Annotated in this window: 20 protein-coding genes and 2 pseudogenes; 7 read left to right on the forward strand and 15 right to left on the reverse strand. The window is 65.7% G+C overall.

What is annotated here, in order from left to right:
• Positions 1–65 precede the first annotated feature (65 nt).
• Complete coding sequence (locus tag OG878_RS39105; protein ID WP_328884820.1) at positions 66–539, reverse strand: VOC family protein; 474 nt, start codon at positions 537–539, stop codon at positions 66–68.
• Positions 540–1324: 785 nt separating this feature from the next.
• On the opposite strand from OG878_RS39105, the gene OG878_RS39110 reads away from it, so the two are divergent.
• A complete protein-coding gene (locus OG878_RS39110; protein ID WP_443049038.1) occupies positions 1325–2713 on the forward strand; it encodes a N,N-dimethylformamidase beta subunit family domain-containing protein in 1389 nt (462 codons plus the stop codon).
• Between the two features lie 504 nt (positions 2714–3217).
• On the opposite strand, the gene OG878_RS39115 is transcribed toward OG878_RS39110, so the two are convergent.
• The 4 genes from OG878_RS39115 to OG878_RS39130 form a co-directional block, all read right to left on the reverse strand.
• A protein-coding gene (locus OG878_RS39115) for an IS3 family transposase (protein WP_328884810.1) occupies positions 3218–4386 on the reverse strand; the annotation gives its coding sequence in 2 pieces (ribosomal slippage) (positions 3218–4134 and positions 4134–4386; 1170 coding nt in all).
• Positions 4370–5455 carry an IS3 family transposase gene (locus OG878_RS39120; protein ID WP_328884819.1) on the reverse strand — a complete coding sequence of 362 codons (1086 nt, stop codon included), beginning with the start codon at positions 5453–5455 and terminating at the stop codon, positions 4370–4372. Before OG878_RS39120 ends, OG878_RS39115 begins: the two co-directional genes overlap by 17 nt.
• Positions 5456–5475: 20 nt before the next feature.
• The gene (locus OG878_RS39125; RefSeq protein WP_328884818.1) at positions 5476–5859 is read right to left on the reverse strand and encodes a hypothetical protein; all 384 of its coding nucleotides are present in this window, start codon (positions 5857–5859) and stop codon (positions 5476–5478) included.
• A gap of 322 nt (positions 5860–6181) precedes the next feature.
• Positions 6182–6511, reverse strand: coding sequence for a hypothetical protein (locus tag OG878_RS39130; RefSeq protein ID WP_328884817.1), 330 nt, complete (start codon positions 6509–6511; stop codon positions 6182–6184).
• A gap of 117 nt (positions 6512–6628) precedes the next feature.
• Here OG878_RS39130 and OG878_RS39135 point away from each other — a divergent pair, with 117 nt between their 5' ends.
• Positions 6629–6940 (forward strand): transposase, encoded by a 312-nt coding sequence (locus tag OG878_RS39135; RefSeq protein WP_390838786.1) that lies wholly within the window; start codon positions 6629–6631, stop codon positions 6938–6940.
• A complete protein-coding gene (locus OG878_RS39140) occupies positions 6937–7809 on the forward strand; it encodes an IS3 family transposase (RefSeq protein ID WP_328884813.1) in 873 nt (290 codons plus the stop codon). The genes OG878_RS39135 and OG878_RS39140 overlap by 4 nt, the downstream gene beginning before the upstream one ends.
• A gap of 37 nt (positions 7810–7846) precedes the next feature.
• Here the strand turns inward: OG878_RS39140 and OG878_RS39145 are convergent, their stop codons facing one another.
• Together OG878_RS39145 and OG878_RS39150 are read right to left on the reverse strand one after the other, a co-directional pair.
• A complete protein-coding gene (locus OG878_RS39145) occupies positions 7847–8497 on the reverse strand; it encodes a hypothetical protein (protein WP_328884816.1) in 651 nt (216 codons plus the stop codon).
• A 253-nt stretch (positions 8498–8750) separates the two neighbouring features.
• A complete protein-coding gene (locus OG878_RS39150) occupies positions 8751–9263 on the reverse strand; it encodes a hypothetical protein (RefSeq protein ID WP_328884815.1) in 513 nt (170 codons plus the stop codon).
• Between the two features lie 6 nt (positions 9264–9269).
• Between OG878_RS39150 and OG878_RS39155 the strand changes: the two genes are divergently transcribed.
• Entirely contained in the window at positions 9270–9524 is a 255-nt protein-coding gene (locus OG878_RS39155) for a hypothetical protein (RefSeq protein WP_328884814.1), read from the forward strand.
• 37 nt (positions 9525–9561) lie between these two features.
• Here the strand turns inward: OG878_RS39155 and OG878_RS39160 are convergent, their stop codons facing one another.
• Together OG878_RS39160 and OG878_RS39165 are read right to left on the reverse strand one after the other, a co-directional pair.
• On the reverse strand, positions 9562–10434 hold the full coding sequence (locus tag OG878_RS39160; protein ID WP_328884813.1) for an IS3 family transposase: 873 nt from the start codon (positions 10432–10434) through the stop codon (positions 9562–9564).
• On the reverse strand, positions 10431–10742 hold the full coding sequence (locus OG878_RS39165; RefSeq protein WP_390838786.1) for a transposase: 312 nt from the start codon (positions 10740–10742) through the stop codon (positions 10431–10433). The genes OG878_RS39160 and OG878_RS39165 overlap by 4 nt, the downstream gene beginning before the upstream one ends.
• Positions 10743–10875: 133 nt before the next feature.
• Between OG878_RS39165 and OG878_RS39170 the strand changes: the two genes are divergently transcribed.
• Together OG878_RS39170 and OG878_RS39175 are read left to right on the forward strand one after the other, a co-directional pair.
• Positions 10876–11274, forward strand: coding sequence for a hypothetical protein (locus tag OG878_RS39170; protein ID WP_328884812.1), 399 nt, complete (start codon positions 10876–10878; stop codon positions 11272–11274).
• A 595-nt stretch (positions 11275–11869) separates the two neighbouring features.
• Positions 11870–12316: a hypothetical protein gene (locus OG878_RS39175; RefSeq protein WP_328884811.1), complete on the forward strand. Its 447-nt coding sequence runs from the start codon at positions 11870–11872 to the stop codon at positions 12314–12316.
• A 528-nt stretch (positions 12317–12844) separates the two neighbouring features.
• On the opposite strand, the pseudogene OG878_RS39180 reads toward OG878_RS39175, so the two are convergent.
• Positions 12845–12967: pseudogene (locus OG878_RS39180) on the reverse strand (RidA family protein); the annotation flags it as partial.
• 68 nt (positions 12968–13035) lie between these two features.
• On the opposite strand from OG878_RS39180, the gene OG878_RS39185 reads away from it, so the two are divergent.
• A protein-coding gene (locus OG878_RS39185; protein ID WP_328884810.1) for an IS3 family transposase occupies positions 13036–14204 on the forward strand; the annotation gives its coding sequence in 2 pieces (ribosomal slippage) (positions 13036–13288 and positions 13288–14204; 1170 coding nt in all).
• A 130-nt stretch (positions 14205–14334) separates the two neighbouring features.
• Here OG878_RS39185 and OG878_RS39190 read toward each other — a convergent pair.
• The 5 genes and pseudogenes from OG878_RS39190 to OG878_RS39205 all read right to left on the reverse strand — a co-directional run bounded on the left by OG878_RS39190 (position 14335) and on the right by OG878_RS39205 (position 17040).
• The gene (locus tag OG878_RS39190; protein ID WP_328884809.1) at positions 14335–14487 is read right to left on the reverse strand and encodes a hypothetical protein; all 153 of its coding nucleotides are present in this window, start codon (positions 14485–14487) and stop codon (positions 14335–14337) included.
• A 261-nt stretch (positions 14488–14748) separates the two neighbouring features.
• Positions 14749–15225, reverse strand: coding sequence for an RICIN domain-containing protein (locus tag OG878_RS39195; RefSeq protein ID WP_328884808.1), 477 nt, complete (start codon positions 15223–15225; stop codon positions 14749–14751).
• Between the two features lie 479 nt (positions 15226–15704).
• Positions 15705–16181 (reverse strand): RICIN domain-containing protein, encoded by a 477-nt coding sequence (locus OG878_RS39200; protein ID WP_328884807.1) that lies wholly within the window; start codon positions 16179–16181, stop codon positions 15705–15707.
• 76 nt (positions 16182–16257) lie between these two features.
• Positions 16258–16371: pseudogene (locus OG878_RS42475) on the reverse strand (DUF4158 domain-containing protein); the annotation flags it as partial.
• 270 nt (positions 16372–16641) lie between these two features.
• Positions 16642–17040: a hypothetical protein gene (locus tag OG878_RS39205; protein WP_328884806.1), complete on the reverse strand. Its 399-nt coding sequence runs from the start codon at positions 17038–17040 to the stop codon at positions 16642–16644.
• Positions 17041–17136 lie beyond the last annotated feature (96 nt).

Here is a 17136-nt window from a genome sequence, read left to right on the forward strand (position 1 = left end):
TGAAGGGGGTGGCCGCGGTCCGGGTTGGTCATGGCCGTTGCACCGTCGGGTGGTTGGACGTGGTGTCAGCGGCCGGGGGCGCGCTGCGTCACTTCCTGGAGCACCCAGCCGTTGCCGTCCGGGTCGCTGAAGGTGAGGTAGGAGCCGTAGGAGGTGCGGTCGGGGTGGGGGCCGGCCAGTCGTTCCTGGCCCGTGCCGTGGTGGACGGCGCTTCCGACGTCGTGGCCGTGGTGGAGGAGTCCTCCGGCGTCGTGGAACACCTCGCTCACGTCGATGCCGCGGCTGGTGAGCTCGGCGTGGGCCTCTTCGATGTCGGTGACGATGAGGTACAGGCCATGGGTCGTGCCGGGGGCGGTGGAGGTCATTCCCTCGCCGAAGATGATCGAGCATTCGGAGCCGGGAGGGGTGAAGTGGACCACCCGGAAGTCGTCACTGGCTGTGTAGTCGACGTCCAGGCGGAATCCCACCGCCTCGTAGAAGGCCTTGGTCCGGTCGATGTCGGAGACGGGCAGCACGATCATTTCGAGTTTCAGATCCATGGGGATGTCCTTTGTTTCTTGGCGTCGGTGAATTTCACGCATCTGTGCGTCACCGGTTCAACAGGTGGTGGGATGGGCGGCGAAGTGGCTCACCCTGCGGTTCAACCTGCAAGGAACCTATCCGGCACTTAAGTCGTGCGCAAGTAAAACTAGAGCACTGAAAGTGTGGCAAAGGTAATAGTGCGGGCCGGCCCCGGCTTCCGGGGCCGGGTGGCGGCCCCGGAAGCGGTCGATCCCAGGGCTTGGGCGGGGCTCTCGCCGTGCGGGCTGCTGGTGCGCCACGGGCGGTCGTCGCGCGGAGCCGGTGTGCGGGGCTTTCGGGGGGAAGCTTCTGCGAGGCATCCTGCGGTTCGGGCCCGGCGGCGCGGTCGGGGGTCGGCGGCGGCGGGTTGCGCGAGCGGCCGGAATGCGCCGCGGAGCAGCGCACGCGCGATGCTGTGGACGGCCCCGGATCCGGCCCAGGGCTGTCGGCGGCATCATCAATGAGTATCGATATACCGCCTCACGGTCGCACCCGTGTGCCCGATTTGACTCGTCCGCGGGCGCGCGCCGGGTGACGATGGGCTGTGACGGTGTCGCGGCGGGAACACGTGGTGGATGGCATGAAGCGGGCCGGAAGGCAGGATGCCGAAGCGCTTGGTCCTCTGGAGCGCAGGCATTTTCTCGCCGTTGCTGTGGCTGGTGCGATGGCGGCCGGCTGCCGCCCCTCCGGTGCCAAGGGGGCCCGCACCGAGACCGCCTCGCCCGGTTCTACCCGGTTCACCGGGGACGGTGAGCGAACGCGCGTGGGAAACCCCGACTGGCGTATCCGCTGGGAAGGAGCGCCCGAGGCTGTCCAGGGATACACCGACAGATTCAGCGTGCTGCCGGGCGAGGAGTTCGGTTTGTACGTGTCTACGAGCGCTTCCGGCTTCCGGGTCTCGGCCTTCCGGGTCGGCTGGTATGGGGGACAGCAAGCGCGCCTGGTGTGGCGTTCGGGCCGTATCCCTGGATCGGTCCAGGCCCGGCTCCGGCTGCTGGAGGTCACTCGTACAGTGCAGGCCGACTGGAACCGCACGCTCGGCGTACGCACCGACGGCTGGCCGGAGGGGGCGTACCTGCTTCGACTGGAAGCGGACAATGGGCACCAGCGCTACGTGCCGTTGATCGTCCGTTCGGCGTCCGGCGCGGGCAGGACCGTCCTGATGCACGCGGTGTCGACCTGGCAGGCATACAACGCGTGGGGCGGGTACAGCCTCTATCACGGCCAGGACGGTGCGTACGGGACACGGTCGCTCGCGGTCAGTTTCGACCGGCCCTATGACCGCAGCGGCGCCGAGAAGTTCATGGTCTACGAGAGGGCGGTAGTGGTGCTCGCGGAGCGGCTGGGAATTCCGCTCGCCTACACCACGGGAGTGGACGTCCACCGCGAACCCGGCGTGCTTCACGGCGCGCGCGCGGCGCTCTCCCTCGGGCACGACGAGTACTGGAGCCAACAGCAACGGGACCACGTGACCCGGGCTCGTGACTCCGGTACCAATGTGGCCTTCCTCGGTGCCAATGCCTGCTTCCGCCGGATCAGGCTGGAGCGGGGACCCACCGGCGACGCACGCACAGTGGTCTGTTACAAAACCGACTACCGGGCGGACCCGCACCTGACCGACCATCCGACCATGCCGACCAACGACTTTCGACGGCAGCCCGGAGCCGACCCCGAATCCTCCCTGACCGGCGTCCTCTACGAGGGCTATCCGGTCGACGCTCCGTATGTGGTCCATGCCGACGATCACTGGCTCTTCGAAGGGACCGGAGTCAGACGCGGAGACTCCTTCGACCATCTGGTCGGGGTGGAATACGACCGGGTCACCCCCGGGATGCCCACCCCGGCGCCGCTCGAGGTCATTGCGCACTCCCCTGTCTTCTGCAAGGGCGCGCCAAGCCATGCCGACTCCGCGTACTACACCGTGCCGAGCGGAGCGGGCGTCTTCGCATCCGGGACGATGCGATGGGTCGAGGCCCTCATGGCCGGAACTCAGGACAACGGCCGCAACCATGGCATGGACGCACGCACCGGACTGTTCGTCACCCGCACCACGGAAAACCTGATCCGCGCGTTCGCGGAGGGCCCGTGCGGCAGGAATCGGCCCAAACCCCAGGAGAATGCGAGCACCCTCTACCCATCGCCGACATCCTGAACCTCTCCGCCATCGCCGATGAGGTCCCGGTCGAGCAGGCCTGCACCGTCGCCAAGTGGGCGCCCCCAGCCGGCAGGCAGTCGTCGAGACCCGGTGGGCGGAGACATGACCGCGGCCGTCACCATGATGGCCAAGGAGCGCGGAGGACCCCACTTCAAGCCGCAGGTCATGCTCTACCTGCGGGTGCCGAGATCCCATCCATAGCCGTTGAACTGTGTGTTCTCGTGAGTGGCAAACGTTCGCCGCATGGGCGTGTCAGGCTGCTGGATCGTGCTGCTGCGACTGCCTACCTCGGTGTCGAGCGTGTTCGCCTGCATGCGGCTGCTTCCGATGAGCGATGTTGACAAGGACATCGAGATATTGACTGCGTCACCACCGCCCCCGCGCTCGACGCCCCGTACGAGACGTTGCGACTGCGTGTCCTGCCCCGTCAGATCGTCCCCACTCGCACAGGGACTGTCTGAGGGGCCCTGCGCTTCTCGGACAGCGGTGTTGAGGTTCTGCCTATGCCGCTGCCTGCAACTCTTCGTACTCGGCGTGGACTTCTGCGGGAGTCTTGTAGCCAAGTCCGGAGTGGAGGCGCTTTCGATTGTAGAACATCTCGATGTAGCGGACGATAGCCCGGTGGGCATGTGCGCGTGTTGGGAACGTAGTTCGGTGCACAAGTTCGTTTTTGAGGGAGCCGAAAAATGATTCAGCCATCGCATTGTCCCAGCAGACACCGGTGCGGCCGACCGACGCTCGCAGGCCCAACGAACTGAGCTTGCAACGAAGTTCCCGAGACGTGTATTGACTGCCGCGATCGGAATGAAATATGCATCCTTCGGCGAGGTCGATGTTCCGGGCCGCCATATCGAGTGCATCCGATATGAGAGAGGTCTTCATGTGGTCGGCCATCGCCCAGCCGACCACCGCTTTGGTGTGGCAGTCGATGACGGTCGCGAGATAAAGGAACCCGGCCCAGGTGTGAACGTAGGTGATATCGCTGACCAGTTTGCGCCCGGGAGCGTCAGCGGTGAAGTCACGGGCCAGCAGGTCGGGCGTGGCCGGCGCCGCATCATCGGCGATCGTGGTCGCCCGCCAGGGCCGCGGCTGACACGGCACCAGGCCGAGCTCGCGCATCAGCGCGCGGACCAGTTCTGCTCCGGCCTGCACGTTCATCCGCTGGAGCGCGGCGTGGACACGCCGGTAGCCGTAGGTCTCCTGAGAGTCGGAGAAGACCTGGAGGATGACAGCCCTCAGTTCCGCACGACGCTTCGCGGTGGCCGACAATGGCCTCGATCTCCAGTGGTAGAAACCTGACGTGGATACTCCCGCCCAGGTGCACATCCGCTGCACAGGAAAGTTACCGGCCTCGCCGTCGATGAACTCGCACTTCTCCGTCACCGGTATTCCTGGGCGAAGAAGGCCGCCGCTTTTCCCAGGAACTCGGTCTTCATGCGGAGTTCCCGGTTCTCGCGTTCCAGTTCGCGCAGGCGGGCACGTTCGCTGATGTTCAGCGGAGGCTCCTCCCCGGCGTGCTCCTGCCGGTACCGGCTGACCCAGGTGCCCAGCGTTCCCTCGTTCACTTGTATCTCTCGGGCGACCTCGGCAATCGGGCGGGACTCCACGACCACCATCTTGACCGCCTCGTCCCGAAACTCAGGACTGAACTTCCTACGCTTCTGTGCCACGTGCTCTCTCCGCCGTTCTGGACTTCGATCCTATGGGGACCGCTGTCCGAGAACTTCGGGGCGCCTCAGAGGTTTGTGGTGCGGGTTCCCTGCGTTTGGCCGGGTCGTTGATCCAGGCCGTCTGGGGTATCTCGGGTGGTCTGGGGCGGCGGCCGAAGCGTTCGGGGTGGCGGGCGTATGCCTCGGCGAGGGTGACCGCGCGCTGGTCGCGGACCTCCTCGGCGGTCCCGAAGTGGACGGAGGCGGGGGTGTGCCAGCCGATACCCGAGTGCCGGTGCTCATGGTTGTAATACGCGATGAACGCGTCGAACCACTCGCGGGCGTGGGCCAGCGAATCGAACCGTTCGGGATAGTCCGACATGTACTTCGTGGTCTTGAACTGGGCCTCGCTGTAAGGGTTGTCGTTGGAGACCTTCGGCCTCGAGTGCGACCGCGTCACCCCCAGATCGATCAGTAGTTGGGAGACCTTCTTCGACGTCATCGAGGTGCCGCGGTCCGCGTGCACGGTCTGGGGCACGATGCCGTTACGAGCGATGGTCTCGCGGATCAACTCCTCTGCCCGCAGCGCCGACTCGGCTCGCTCGACGGTGTGGCCGACGATGTACCGGCTGAAGATGTCGATGATCACGTAGGCGTGATACCAGACGCCCTTGACCGGCCCGGCCGCCTTCGTGATGTCCCAGGTGAACACCTGCGAGGGCCCGGTGGCGACCAGCTTGGGCACCGCCTTGGCGGGATGGGTGGCCTGCCGTCGGCGCTCACCGGACTGATCCTGCTCGCGCAGGATCGGGTACATCGTCGAGACGGAACAGTGATAGCGCCCGGCATCCAGCTCGCGGGCCCAGATCTGTGCGGGCGCCAGCTCGGCGTACTCGTCGCCGTTCATCAACTCGAGTACCGCAGACCGCTCTTCGGCCGTCAGGGCCGACGGCTGCACCTGCGGGGTACGTGTTCTGCGCGGTGGTGCCGGCCGGAGCCGGCGGTAGTGCGTGGCGCGGGAGCGGCCGGTCAGCCGGCAGGCGGCCGTGATGCCCAGCTGAGCCTCGACGCCGGTAAACGCCTCGTCCACGACAGGGTCGGCGGCACGCTTCAGTCCGCGCTCTCGGAGATCATTTCCAAGAGCGCAGAAGCTTTTCCCATCACCTCGAGTGCGGCCTTGTTCCGTGCCAGGTCCTTCTGCAGCCGCTCCACCTGCTGCCGCAGCTTTTCGTTCTCCACCTCCGCGGCGGACTTCTTCGCCCGGGCGGGACTGGTCCGGCGGTCGACCAGGTTTTCCAGGGCCCCGGCGTCCCGGGCGGCCCGCCACTCCTTGACGTGCGAGTGGTAAAGCCGTTCCCGGCGCAGCACCGCACCCTTCTCGTTCCTGGGCGCGGAGTCGTACTCGGCGACGATCCGCAGTTTGTACTCCGAGGTGAAAGTGCGGCGCTTCGGCCTCGGCGCCGGGTCGAACCCGACGGGCTCTGTGCTGGGCATAAGGGACGGTTCTCCTGTCGTGCCCTCTCAGGCTAACCCCGCAGAACGGGATGTCTCACCCAAGGCTGACAGAGAGGGGTTGGCTCGGGCTGGCTTTGTCGAGCAGTAGTGAAGTCACATGTCGATGGGTTTGGGAGGCGCCTCAACCCACGGAGGGGCGGTGTTGATGAGTTTGGGAGGCACTGGATCTCTTGCCAGCGCAGCATCGGGATGCCGTTGGTGAAGGCTGCTGATCACGCGGCGTAACCCAGATATGCCTGAACTCCGCCGTGGAATGATCACGGGCACGTCTCATCCGTGTCCGGCACTGCACCCTTATGGTCTAGGCGCCCGCTGGTATGGGAAGAGGGCCCCATCCAAACACGGTGCCGCCGAATGTGGGGCTCTCGAAGGTGACCGTGCCGCCTGTGAGAGCCGAGCGGGTGAAGTCGACCGTGCCGCCCCTGAACTCTGCGTCGGCGAAGAGGACTGTGCCGCCCCTGAACTCTGCGTTTTCGAAGAAGACGCTGCCGCCACTGAACGTTGAACGGGTGAAGAAGACCCTGCTGCCACTGAACGTCGAGTGGGCGAAGTCGACCGTGCCGCCGCTGAACTCTGAGCGGAAGAAGGTGGCCGCGCCACCACTGAACGTCGCGTTCCGGAGGTTGACCACACCATCCCTGAACGTCGCGCCGCCGAAACCGAGCCCACCTTGAAAGTGGCAGTTTGGGCTTGATCCGCTTTGACGGACATTCGAGATCAGGGGTTCAGCCCCGGGAGGATGTCCATCATGGAGAGCATGGGGAAGAAGAAGCCTCGCCGCCCTCGTCGTTCGTTTACGCCGGAGTTCAAGGCCGAGATCGTCGGGCTGTGCCGACGGGGTGACCGCTCGGTCGGGCAGGTCGCCAAGGACTTCGAGCTGACCGAGACCGCGGTGCGGGACTGGGTCAAGCAGGCCGAGGTCGATGCGGGCGAGCGCAACGGGCTGACCAGCAGTGAGCGCGAGGAACTGGCCGCGTTGCGGCGGGAGAACCGCCGGCTGCGCGAGGATGTCGACGTACTCAAGCGGGCCACAGCTTTCTTCGCGAAGGAGACCCGGTGACGGTGCACCCGTTCATCGAGGCGGAGAAGCAGGCAGGTCACAGCGTCAAACGGGCGTGTGAGCTGATGAAGGTCTCCCGGACCGCCTTCTATGCCCGTCGCTCCGGCCTGCCTGGCCCCCGTGCAGTGCGGGATGCCGAGCTGACCAAGCAGATTGTCGAGGTCCATGCGAAATCGCGCGGAACCTATGGGGCCCCGCGCGTGCACGCCGTGCTCATGCGCGAGGGTGCCCGGTGCGGTCGCCGTCGTGTCGCACGACTGATGCAGGCCGCAGGACTGCAGGGCCGGCACCGCAGACGACGGCATTTGACCACGATCCCTGATCCCAGGGCTGCCTTCCGTCCCGACCTCATCGTCCGGGACTTCCAGCCCGACCGCACCGGGCTCGATGCCCGCTGGTGCGGCGACATCACGTATGTCCCGACCGAGGAGGGCTGGCTCTATCTGGCCACGGTCATCGACATCGCCTCCCGGCGCGTGGTCGGCTGGGCAACCGCCGATCACCTGCGAACCGAGCTGGTGGCCGACGCGCTGACAGACGCCTGCCGGCAGCGTCGCCCCACCCATCCCGTGATCTTCCATTCGGATCGCGGCTGCCAGTACACCAGTCAGCAATTCGCCTCGCTGGCAAGCGAGTTCGGGATTCGACTGTCGGTCGGCCGCACCGGTCAGTGCTGGGACAACGCGCTCGCCGAGTCGTTCTTCTCGACCATCAAACGCGAACTGCTCGGCACCTCCGCCTGGCCCAGCCGGGCCGCCGCCCGCACCGCGATCTTCGATTTCATCGAGGGCTGGTACAACTTGCACCGATTGCACAGCAGCCTCGGCTACCTCAGCCCCGCCGAGTACGAGACCGCACTCGCAGCCTGACCACCACACCAATGGTGTCCGTCAAAGCGGAGGAAGCTCAGCTCGACAAGTCGAAGTCGAAGCGGTCGAAAGCCATACCGCTGAAGTTGAAGTGGTACGTACACCAGGCAGTGGGGGAGTCCGGCTGCTGCAAGTGGCCCCGAATGACGAGATTGATCGTGTGCCGGACCTCGCGCTCGCCCACTTTGTAGCCGGGGGTCATCGGGTCGGGTTCGTAGGGTATGCGGAGGTAGGCGCACAGGACGTCGATGCAGACCTGGCGTTGCTCTTCCCAGTCGTCGGCGAGACGGGCGAGGGCGTAGATGCCGGCGAGGCGGACGGCGGCTTGCTCGTGGCCGAGTTGTTCGGCGGCAGCGGTATAGCGGTCGGCGAGTTGGCTTGCGTCTGCGCGGTGTGCGTCGCCCTCGGACAGCAGCTGCTTGCGGTAAGCGTAGAGACCGGCGAGGACGGCACCGATCAGGGTCAGGGCGGTGACGGTTGCTTTGAGGACGTCATTGATGTTGACCGGCTGGGGTGGCTTCTGGTCAGCGGCCGCCATCGCGAAGTGGTCGTACGCGTAGGCGAAGATGCCCCACCCGAGGACACCGGCCGCGGCGAGGGCCAGCGGCGCCATGATCCATACGGGCCAGAGGTTCGGGGTGTACCGGCCCCGTGGGGCCTGGCGCTTGCGCAGGAATGAAAAGGCCACGGCAGGATCATGGAGTCCTGCAGCCGCTCGGGACAACGACTTCACCAAAGATGCCGCAGGCACACCAGCCCGCCATGCACGCGGTGGGACCCGCGGCCCCGGCGCCATAACGACGCGCGCTGTTGGCGACCCGTCAGGAGCCCAAGATCACCCCGCGGCGGGTTTCTGACATCTGGGTCACGCCCCATGATCCCCGTGGGTTCAAGGAAACCGAAGGCCCTTCAGCCTGAACCCACGGGTCCACCGGTCTGCATCAGGCCGGCGGACCCGTGGGTTCGGTTGGAACACGAGGATGCTGCGCAAGCCGAAGAGCTTCGGCCGTGACATCGGCGTCGACCCGGGCCGGTGTTCCGTCGCCGTCGTATTGGAAGAGGTCGTACTCATCGTCCAGATTCGCGAGTCGCTCGGCCAGAGACAGCTCGTGCCCGAAGCGCTGGTGGATCCGGAAGGCCAGCTCGCGAGGCGTCAGCTCGCCGGCCAGCATCCGGGCGGCAAGCGTCCGTGCGACGGCTTCCTGTCCGGCAACGCTGCCCACTGGGTGAAAGATGAGGCCCAGTTCGTCGAGTGCTGGGGGAAGGAGGTCGGGGACGTCGTAATCCGCCTCCGCGCGTGTGCACGCGGCCAGGGTCCGCAGAGCAGGACTGTCGAGGCCGGCAACGAGTGCATCACAGGCAGCAGTGACGACGTCGGTTGCGCAGATCTCGCCCATGCTCCAGAGAACGGCGCGGTCCTGAAGCTCGCGGGCTGATGGTTCGGTCGACAGCATCTGTCCATGATCTCGGCCTCGGTACTGGTGGGCTCGCGTATTCAATTGTCGCGTGTTGGCCTGTCCGGTTCTGGAATTGCTACTGATCGTGACGCCTGCCAGCGGGCGGCGGATGTCAGAGGCATCCGGTTGGATGTGCCCGTGACTGTCTATGACGTAGCCCGCCAGCTTCCCACCATCGCCAACCTTCGAGACTTGTGCCGCTCGCTTGCGATGCTCGATGCGATCCTGAGCCCGGACTGGGAAAGCCGGTACTACTGAGCTTCCTCCGCTTTGACGGACACCATTGGTGTGGTGGTCAGGCTGCGAGTGCGGTCTCGTACTCGGCGGGGCTGAGGTAGCCGAGGCTGCTGTGCAATCGGTGCAAGTTGTACCAGCCCTCGATGAAATCGAAGATCGCGGTGCGGGCGGCGGCCCGGCTGGGCCAGGCGGAGGTGCCGAGCAGTTCGCGTTTGATGGTCGAGAAGAACGACTCGGCGAGCGCGTTGTCCCAGCACTGACCGGTGCGGCCGACCGACAGTCGAATCCCGAACTCGCTTGCCAGCGAGGCGAATTGCTGACTGGTGTACTGGCAGCCGCGATCCGAATGGAAGATCACGGGATGGGTGGGGCGACGCTGCCGGCAGGCGTCTGTCAGCGCGTCGGCCACCAGCTCGGTTCGCAGGTGATCGGCGGTTGCCCAGCCGACCACGCGCCGGGAGGCGATGTCGATGACCGTGGCCAGATAGAGCCAGCCCTCCTCGGTCGGGACATACGTGATGTCGCCGCACCAGCGGGCATCGAGCCCGGTGCGGTCGGGCTGGAAGTCCCGGACGATGAGGTCGGGACGGAAGGCAGCCCTGGGATCAGGGATCGTGGTCAAATGCCGTCGTCTGCGGTGCCGGCCCTGCAGTCCTGCGGCCTGCATCAGTCGTGCGACACGACGGCGACCGCACCGGGCACCCTCGCGCATGAGCACGGCGTGCACGCGCGGGGCCCCATAGGTTCCGCGCGATTTCGCATGGACCTCGACAATCTGCTTGGTCAGCTCGGCATCCCGCACTGCACGGGGGCCAGGCAGGCCGGAGCGACGGGCATAGAAGGCGGTCCGGGAGACCTTCATCAGCTCACACGCCCGTTTGACGCTGTGACCTGCCTGCTTCTCCGCCTCGATGAACGGGTGCACCGTCACCGGGTCTCCTTCGCGAAGAAAGCTGTGGCCCGCTTGAGTACGTCGACATCCTCGCGCAGCCGGCGGTTCTCCCGCCGCAACGCGGCCAGTTCCTCGCGCTCACTGCTGGTCAGCCCGTTGCGCTCGCCCGCATCGACCTCGGCCTGCTTGACCCAGTCCCGCACCGCGGTCTCGGTCAGCTCGAAGTCCTTGGCGACCTGCCCGACCGAGCGGTCACCCCGTCGGCACAGCCCGACGATCTCGGCCTTGAACTCCGGCGTAAACGAACGACGAGGGCGGCGAGGCTTCTTCTTCCCCATGCTCTCCATGATGGACATCCTCCCGGGGCTGAACCCCTGATCTCGAATGTCCGTCAAAGCGGATCAAGCCCACTATGTCCGCGGCTTTGGGCACGAGTCACCGATGAGCCCGTATGGCCACGATGGCGAGCCTTGGCCGGGAGTGATCGACGATGTTCCCGAGGCATTCAAGCCCTTCGTCGAGGAGCCTGCGTTTACCGACGAGGACGGTGTGCCCGTCGTAACGGCCTGCTTGTGGCGTGAGGCGAAGGACGATCAGTGGCACCACGGCACGATCGACTTCCCCTCGGACCGTGCTGACCCTGACGGGGCGACGAGGCTGTTCGAGCTCCTGGTCGACCGATCTCCTGAAGCGTTCCAGCGCTTCGCCGAGGATTACTACGAAGTCTCTGTGGACCTGGGAGCCGTGAGCGATGTGTATGCCTTGCGGCCGCTGGGCCAGGAACTCGTCTCGTCGTTGAACATAGAGGTCAGCATGGCGGACCTGGCCCAGGACATCTCGGAGATCGGCTACCCGCAGCCCCGTGGAAAGTCGATCTGACTGCCCACCAGCTCATTCGCAACAGTTGTTGGGCCTTCGCTCCCCGGAACCGTCCCGTTGAACCTCACCGTCCACCACTCTCCGTAGCTCGCATCCAATGCGAGAAAACCGCATCGGATGCGAGTCGACGGCGAAACCGCAGGCCATCCATCCGGACGAGTGACGGCAGCTGGCCATCAAGCCTCGCCAGCCGCTACGGTCGCGCAACGCGCCAGAGCCGGACGTCCCTGTTCAGCGAGGTGTCATCCGCCTCCGCTGGCGCCGACACACCAACTGTCGCCAGTTCGCATCCGATGCAATTGGCGGCGCTTGGAACAATGGAACCGTGGTTGGCGGTAGCGATGGTTCCGCTTATGTGTCGAGAGAGCTACCGCACGAGGCGCCTTGGATTCGCAGGTGGAGCACCGGTGTTGCCTGTGCCGGTTGCTCAGAAAGGCAAGGGTCGGCCTTGGGGCACTTCGGGGACCTGACCCCAGCCCGCGCCGTCTCGCGGGCCGGGGCCTGCTGAGGCAGAGCCAGCTTCCTTCGTGCAACATCGACGTCGCTCAGCTCATAGAGTGATCACTTCATCACGTCACCGATCCGAGAAGGCTTCATGTCTCACATCACCACACTCTCCACCGTCGCCAAGCGCGCCCGTCTTGGCCGCCGCACCGCCGCCGCCCTGCTCGGTGCCGCCGCCCTGACCGGGCTGACCACGGTCACTGCGCCGTCCGCCGGCGCCGTCGAAGCGCCCAGCAGCGGCTGGGACCACACGTACTCCGGCAGGGGTGTCAGGGTCTACGTGGAGGAACACGGGGACATCATCTCGGTGTGCGACACGTCCACGAACGGCCACTCGGCCTGGGTGACCGTCGACGACCTCACCCAAAACCGCTCGGGCTACAAGGTCACGGCCAGCGGCGGCAAGGGCAGCTGCGCCACCCGCCGGGCCAGTGACGGCAGCCAGTACAACCCGGACGAGGGAATGCGTATCGGCCTCACCTACGAGGGGGAGGGCGGTAACGGCTCGTACTCCGTCAGCTTCGTCAACGACCACTGACGGCCGCGGCAGGCCTGCGCGCCGCGCACGGGTCCGCCGGCAGGGGCCTGATCTCTCCTCTGGGCTGGCCCATGATCCGACCCGGGGATCCCCGGGCCGTGCCAGAGTGAAGAACGCGCGTGCGCCCGCCCCCATATCGTGGGGGCGGGCGCACGCGCTTTGAAGCGGGAGTACGGCCTTGGGGCACTTCGGAACCATGGTTGGCGGTACCGCCAACCATGGTTCCGAAGTGCCCCAAGGCCGGATCTCGTCCGTGGGTTGAGCAGGTCGAGTGGGTTTCACTGCGATGCCTGCTCCGCCTCGCGCAGTCGCGTACGACTGCCAGCGCCAACCCGAACCTCCTCACCTTCAGTCCGACCGCTGATCGGTCGGACGGAGTGAGAACGCTTCGAGAATTCCGAAGTTACGTCACAGAGCTGCAGAACACCCGAGGGAGGAAGAACCCCATGGCCACGGGCCAGTGACTCAGCGGGGCTCAGGGGAACTCGCGGAATGTCGCACACATGCCGCCACAGCGTGTCAGTGGGCTCAAGAATCGAGCACGGCGGCGACGGCCTCGATCTCGACGAGTTGATCCTTGTAGCCGAGCACGGTGACGCCCATCAAGGTGCTGGGGACGTCATGGTCAGCGAACGAGTCCCGGACTAGGGGTGAGGCGCCCCGAAGTTCTCGGACAGCGGTCCCCATAGGATCGAAGTCCAGAACGGCGGAGAGAGCACGTGGCACAGAAGCGTAGGAAGTTCAGTCCTGAGTTTCGGGACGAGGCGGTCAAGATGGTGGTCGTGGAGTCCCGCCCGATTGCCGAGGTCGCCCGAGAGATACAAGTGAACGAGGGAACGCTGGGCACCTGGGTCAGCCGGTACCGGCAGGAGCACGCCGGGGAGGAGCCTCCGCTGAACATCAGCGAACGTGCTCGCCTGCGCGAACTGGAACGCGAGAACCGGGAACTCCGCATGAAGACCGAGTTCCTGGGAAAAGCGGCGGCCTTCTTCGCCCAGGAATACCGGTGACGGAGAAGTGCGAGTTCATCGACGGCGAGGCCGGTAACTTTCCTGTGCAGCGGATGTGCACCTGGGCGGGAGTATCCACGTCAGGTTTCTACCACTGGAGATCGAGGCCATTGTCGGCCACCGCGAAGCGTCGTGCGGAACTGAGGGCTGTCATCCTCCAGGTCTTCTCCGACTCTCAGGAGACCTACGGCTACCGGCGTGTCCACGCCGCGCTCCAGCGGATGAACGTGCAGGCCGGAGCAGAACTGGTCCGCGCGCTGATGCGCGAGCTCGGCCTGGTGCCGTGTCAGCCGCGGCCCTGGCGGGCGACCACGATCGCCGATGATGCGGCGCCGGCCACGCCCGACCTGCTGGCCCGTGACTTCACCGCTGACGCTCCCGGGCGCAAACTGGTCAGCGATATCACCTACGTTCACACCTGGGCCGGGTTCCTTTATCTCGCGACCGTCATCGACTGCCACACCAAAGCGGTGGTCGGCTGGGCGATGGCCGACCACATGAAGACCTCTCTCATATCGGATGCACTCGATATGGCGGCCCGGAACATCGACCTCGCCGAAGGATGCATATTTCATTCCGATCGCGGCAGTCAATACACGTCTCGGGAACTTCGTTGCAAGCTCAGTTCGTTGGGCCTGCGAGCGTCGGTCGGCCGCACCGGTGTCTGCTGGGACAATGCGATGGCTGAATCATTTTTCGGCTCCCTCAAAAACGAACTTGTGCACCGAACTACGTTCCCAACACGCGCACATGCCCACCGGGCTATCGTCCGCTACATCGAGATGTTCTACAATCGAAAGCGCCTCCACTCCGGACTTGGCTACAAGACTCCCGCAGAAGTCCACGCCGAGTACGAAGAGTTGCAGGCAGCGGCATAGGCAGAACCTCAACACCGCTGTCCGAGAAGCGCAGGGCCCCTCAGGGGTTGAGGAACATTGGTGTCGGATCGTGCGTCTGCACGCTCCGTGATGGCCTTGGAGTCCTAGCCCAGACACCAATGGCCATGAGTTAGATCGTGGCGGCGGGCGCCAGTTGAGGGAGAACGATGGTGCGGGTGACGCGGCGGGTGCCGGGCTCGGGTGAGCTGCGGGTCTTGTAGCTGAGATGGGGTCGCTTCGTGGTGCGTGGGGCAGCGCGGGTGGGGCGGTCGCGGATGAGCATGCGGGGGAGGTCAGCTATCAGGAACGACAGGGTCCTGGCGTGGAGTTCAGGGGGAAAGCCGTCCGGGTGGACCTTTTCGCGGCGTCCAGGACGGGAGGGAAAGTGATGCGGGCCGGGTCGATGTCCGCGATTACGGCGGTCTTGGCGATCAGGGTCCGCAGTGCCTGATAGACGCAGAGAAGGGCCCAGAGTTCCTGGCGTACTCCGTCGGGTTCGCCCGAACGCCCCGCCCTCCGCAGAGGACGGAGCCCGGCTCGCAGGTCAGGAGTACACGATCCACTGCCGTGAGCCGCCTCCGGGGCAGGCCCCGAGGGAGACGTGATGAATCGCCCCGGACCCGGCGATCAGACAGGTCCCGGTGGCCTTGTTGATGATCTGGTATCCGGTGGTGCTGGGGCCCAAGTCGTGGACGGTCCACAGGGCGGCCTGGTCGCCTGCCAGGCAGGGCTTCATCGTCGGCTGGCCGCTGCGGGCCACCAGGCACAGACGACTGCCCGCGTTCTGGCGCAGCGCGGTCGCGGTCTCGGGAAGCGTGGCCATGGTCCAGGTCTGGTAGGCGCCTTCGTTGCAGCCGGTCGTGTAGACCCCGTACTCGGGGTCGGCCCGGAAGTCGAGGCACTCGCCCACGGCGCCGACGTTGCGCAGGTGGCGGTAGGACGAGGTGGCACTGGCCTGGGCGGTTCCCAGCGCCCAGCACAGCAGCGTGGCCGCGCCCAGGGCAGCGGTCTTCTTGAGCATGCGCTCTCCTCGGTCTCGTGGAAGGACGCCAGACTTTACCGCTTCTTGCACGTGCCGTGGCGGAGAACGTGGCGTGGGTGGTGATCGAGGTAATGACGCCGTCCTCGTGCTGCGAGATGTCGAATTTCATCGGGACACCTCTGTCCCAGCAACCGATCCAGGACAGGTTCAGCCGGTGGACGCTGAGGGTGCCGACTTCCACCAGCGAGTCCTGACCACAGATCGCGTCGTTGCCGCGCATCAGCCGGGCATGGCGTGCCCAGACACCAGCCGCAAGGGTAGGTCGGGTGGCAGGCAGGAGCCACGTTTCCCTGTCTTGAGCGCCGTCGTTGGTCTGATCGAGTGATCGCAGGAGGCGCAGGAAAGGCGGCCGCGGCACGGCGGGACATCGAGGACGCGAGCCTAACCGATCTCTTCTGACCCATCCATGAATGCCAGGGGCCCTGGCCATTGCAGACGGCCGGGGCCGCTGGCATTGGTCAGGCGTAGTAGGGGGCCCACAGCCGGGAGAGACCGCCGTCGCACGTGTTCAGGGTTACGTGACGGATCGTCCCTGATCCCGCGACAAGACAGGTTTTGGTTGCGTTGTTGATCAGCTGGAACCCCGCCCGGGCATCGATGTTGTGCACGGTCCACAAGGCTGCCGGATCGTTGGCCAAGCACTGCCTCATCGTGGGCTTACCGTTGCGGGCGACCAAACACAGCTTGTCACCAACGTTCTGCCGAATTTCGGTCAACGTTTCAAGGGCATCGACCATCAGCCAGGTCTGATAGGCGCCACCGTTGCAGCCTGTCGTGTAGGGCCCGTAGTCGGCCCTGTAATCGAGGCAATCCTCCAGGTTATAAGCCGCGCTGCCCACGTGCTGGTACGCCATCCCCGCCGCCTGTGCGGGTGCGGTACCCAGGCCCCAACACAGCGCAGCGGCCGCACCTATGGCGGCAACCTTCTTCAGCACGTGTCCTCCCCGTTTTTGTGACACGACGTCTACCCAGGGAGATTAAAGAGGAATGCCAGCGGGCGTGGCAACGGCTCTCCAAATCCGAGTCATCCAGGAAGAAGTACCGCTCCAACTCCGCACGAGACGGCGTTTCGTTGAACGCCCCGTACTGGGCTGCCTGTTGATCCGACAGAAACTCGACCGCCACCAGGTCCCCCGAAGATCGACAACATCGACCCGCGAAGGCTGCGCCGTACGATCAGCCCAGGTCAAAGCGTCGATCAGAGCCGCGAACAGCCCTCCCGCCCTGCATCGCCACGTACGCGCGCCATGATCCCGGCCGCGCCGAAGGAGCGTGGCCAATCGAGTCAAAATCAACCGGACCAGCGACAGACCTCCTCGGCGTCGGCCTCGCCGGCTCAGGCGCCACACCGCCCGGTCCTTGCCGGGGAAGCCGTCCTCGACGAAACAGGAGTGGTCACCACTGGTCGACGAGGTCTGTGGTCCAGGGCCGGCCGCTGCGCACGAGCGGCAGCAGATCGCGCGCGCCGTAGTTGTCCAGCGGGTTGAGGTGCAGGAGAGTCAGCAGCGTGTGCTCCGCTGCGTTGAACCGGCCGAGCCTCCAGAGCGTGTTGGCCAGTCCGCCGACAGCGCGGTAGAACCAGCTGTTGGGTCCGTCATCCCTCGGCAACAGACCGGTGAAGTCCTCTGGCAGAAGGGCTTCGCCCACGCAGACGGCGGCCTCGAACCAGCCCAGTGCCTCGACGAGGCACTGGTGCTTCGCAGCCGAGGTGGCAGGTGGCGGCATGCCGTCGTACGAGCGGTGGGGGCCCGACCAAACCATCCTGCGGATCTGGTAGGCCATGTTCGACGTCATCGCTGCGCGGAGCAGTGAGAAAGAGAGCTGCAGCAGGGCGAGCGAGTGACATCGCGCAGATGCTGCTGCGACAGGCAGGCTGTCGCATTTTTTGAC

Source organism: Streptomyces sp. NBC_00316 (assembly GCF_036158715.1).
Classification (GTDB): Bacteria; Actinomycetota; Actinomycetes; order Streptomycetales; family Streptomycetaceae; genus Streptomyces.

Excerpts from the sequence above, each read along its gene's own strand:
- OG878_RS39175 (WP_328884811.1), top strand. The coding sequence starts at position 11,870 with ATGTCTCACATCACCACACTCTCCACCGTCGCCAAGCGCGCCCGTCTT.
- OG878_RS39150 (WP_328884815.1), bottom strand. The coding sequence starts at position 9,263 with ATGCTGTCGACCGAACCATCAGCCCGCGAGCTTCAGGACCGCGCCGTT.
- OG878_RS39205 (WP_328884806.1), bottom strand. The coding sequence starts at position 17,040 with ATGACGTCGAACATGGCCTACCAGATCCGCAGGATGGTTTGGTCGGGC.
- OG878_RS39155 (WP_328884814.1), top strand. The coding sequence starts at position 9,270 with ATGATCTCGGCCTCGGTACTGGTGGGCTCGCGTATTCAATTGTCGCGT.
- OG878_RS39125 (WP_328884818.1), bottom strand. The coding sequence starts at position 5,859 with ATGCCCAGCACAGAGCCCGTCGGGTTCGACCCGGCGCCGAGGCCGAAG.
- OG878_RS39195 (WP_328884808.1), bottom strand. The coding sequence starts at position 15,225 with ATGCTCAAGAAGACCGCTGCCCTGGGCGCGGCCACGCTGCTGTGCTGG.
- OG878_RS39190 (WP_328884809.1), bottom strand. The coding sequence starts at position 14,487 with ATGCTCATCCGCGACCGCCCCACCCGCGCTGCCCCACGCACCACGAAG.
- OG878_RS39105 (WP_328884820.1), bottom strand. The coding sequence starts at position 539 with ATGGATCTGAAACTCGAAATGATCGTGCTGCCCGTCTCCGACATCGAC.
- OG878_RS39165 (WP_390838786.1), bottom strand. The coding sequence starts at position 10,742 with ATGGAGAGCATGGGGAAGAAGAAGCCTCGCCGCCCTCGTCGTTCGTTT.
- OG878_RS39135 (WP_390838786.1), top strand. The coding sequence starts at position 6,629 with ATGGAGAGCATGGGGAAGAAGAAGCCTCGCCGCCCTCGTCGTTCGTTT.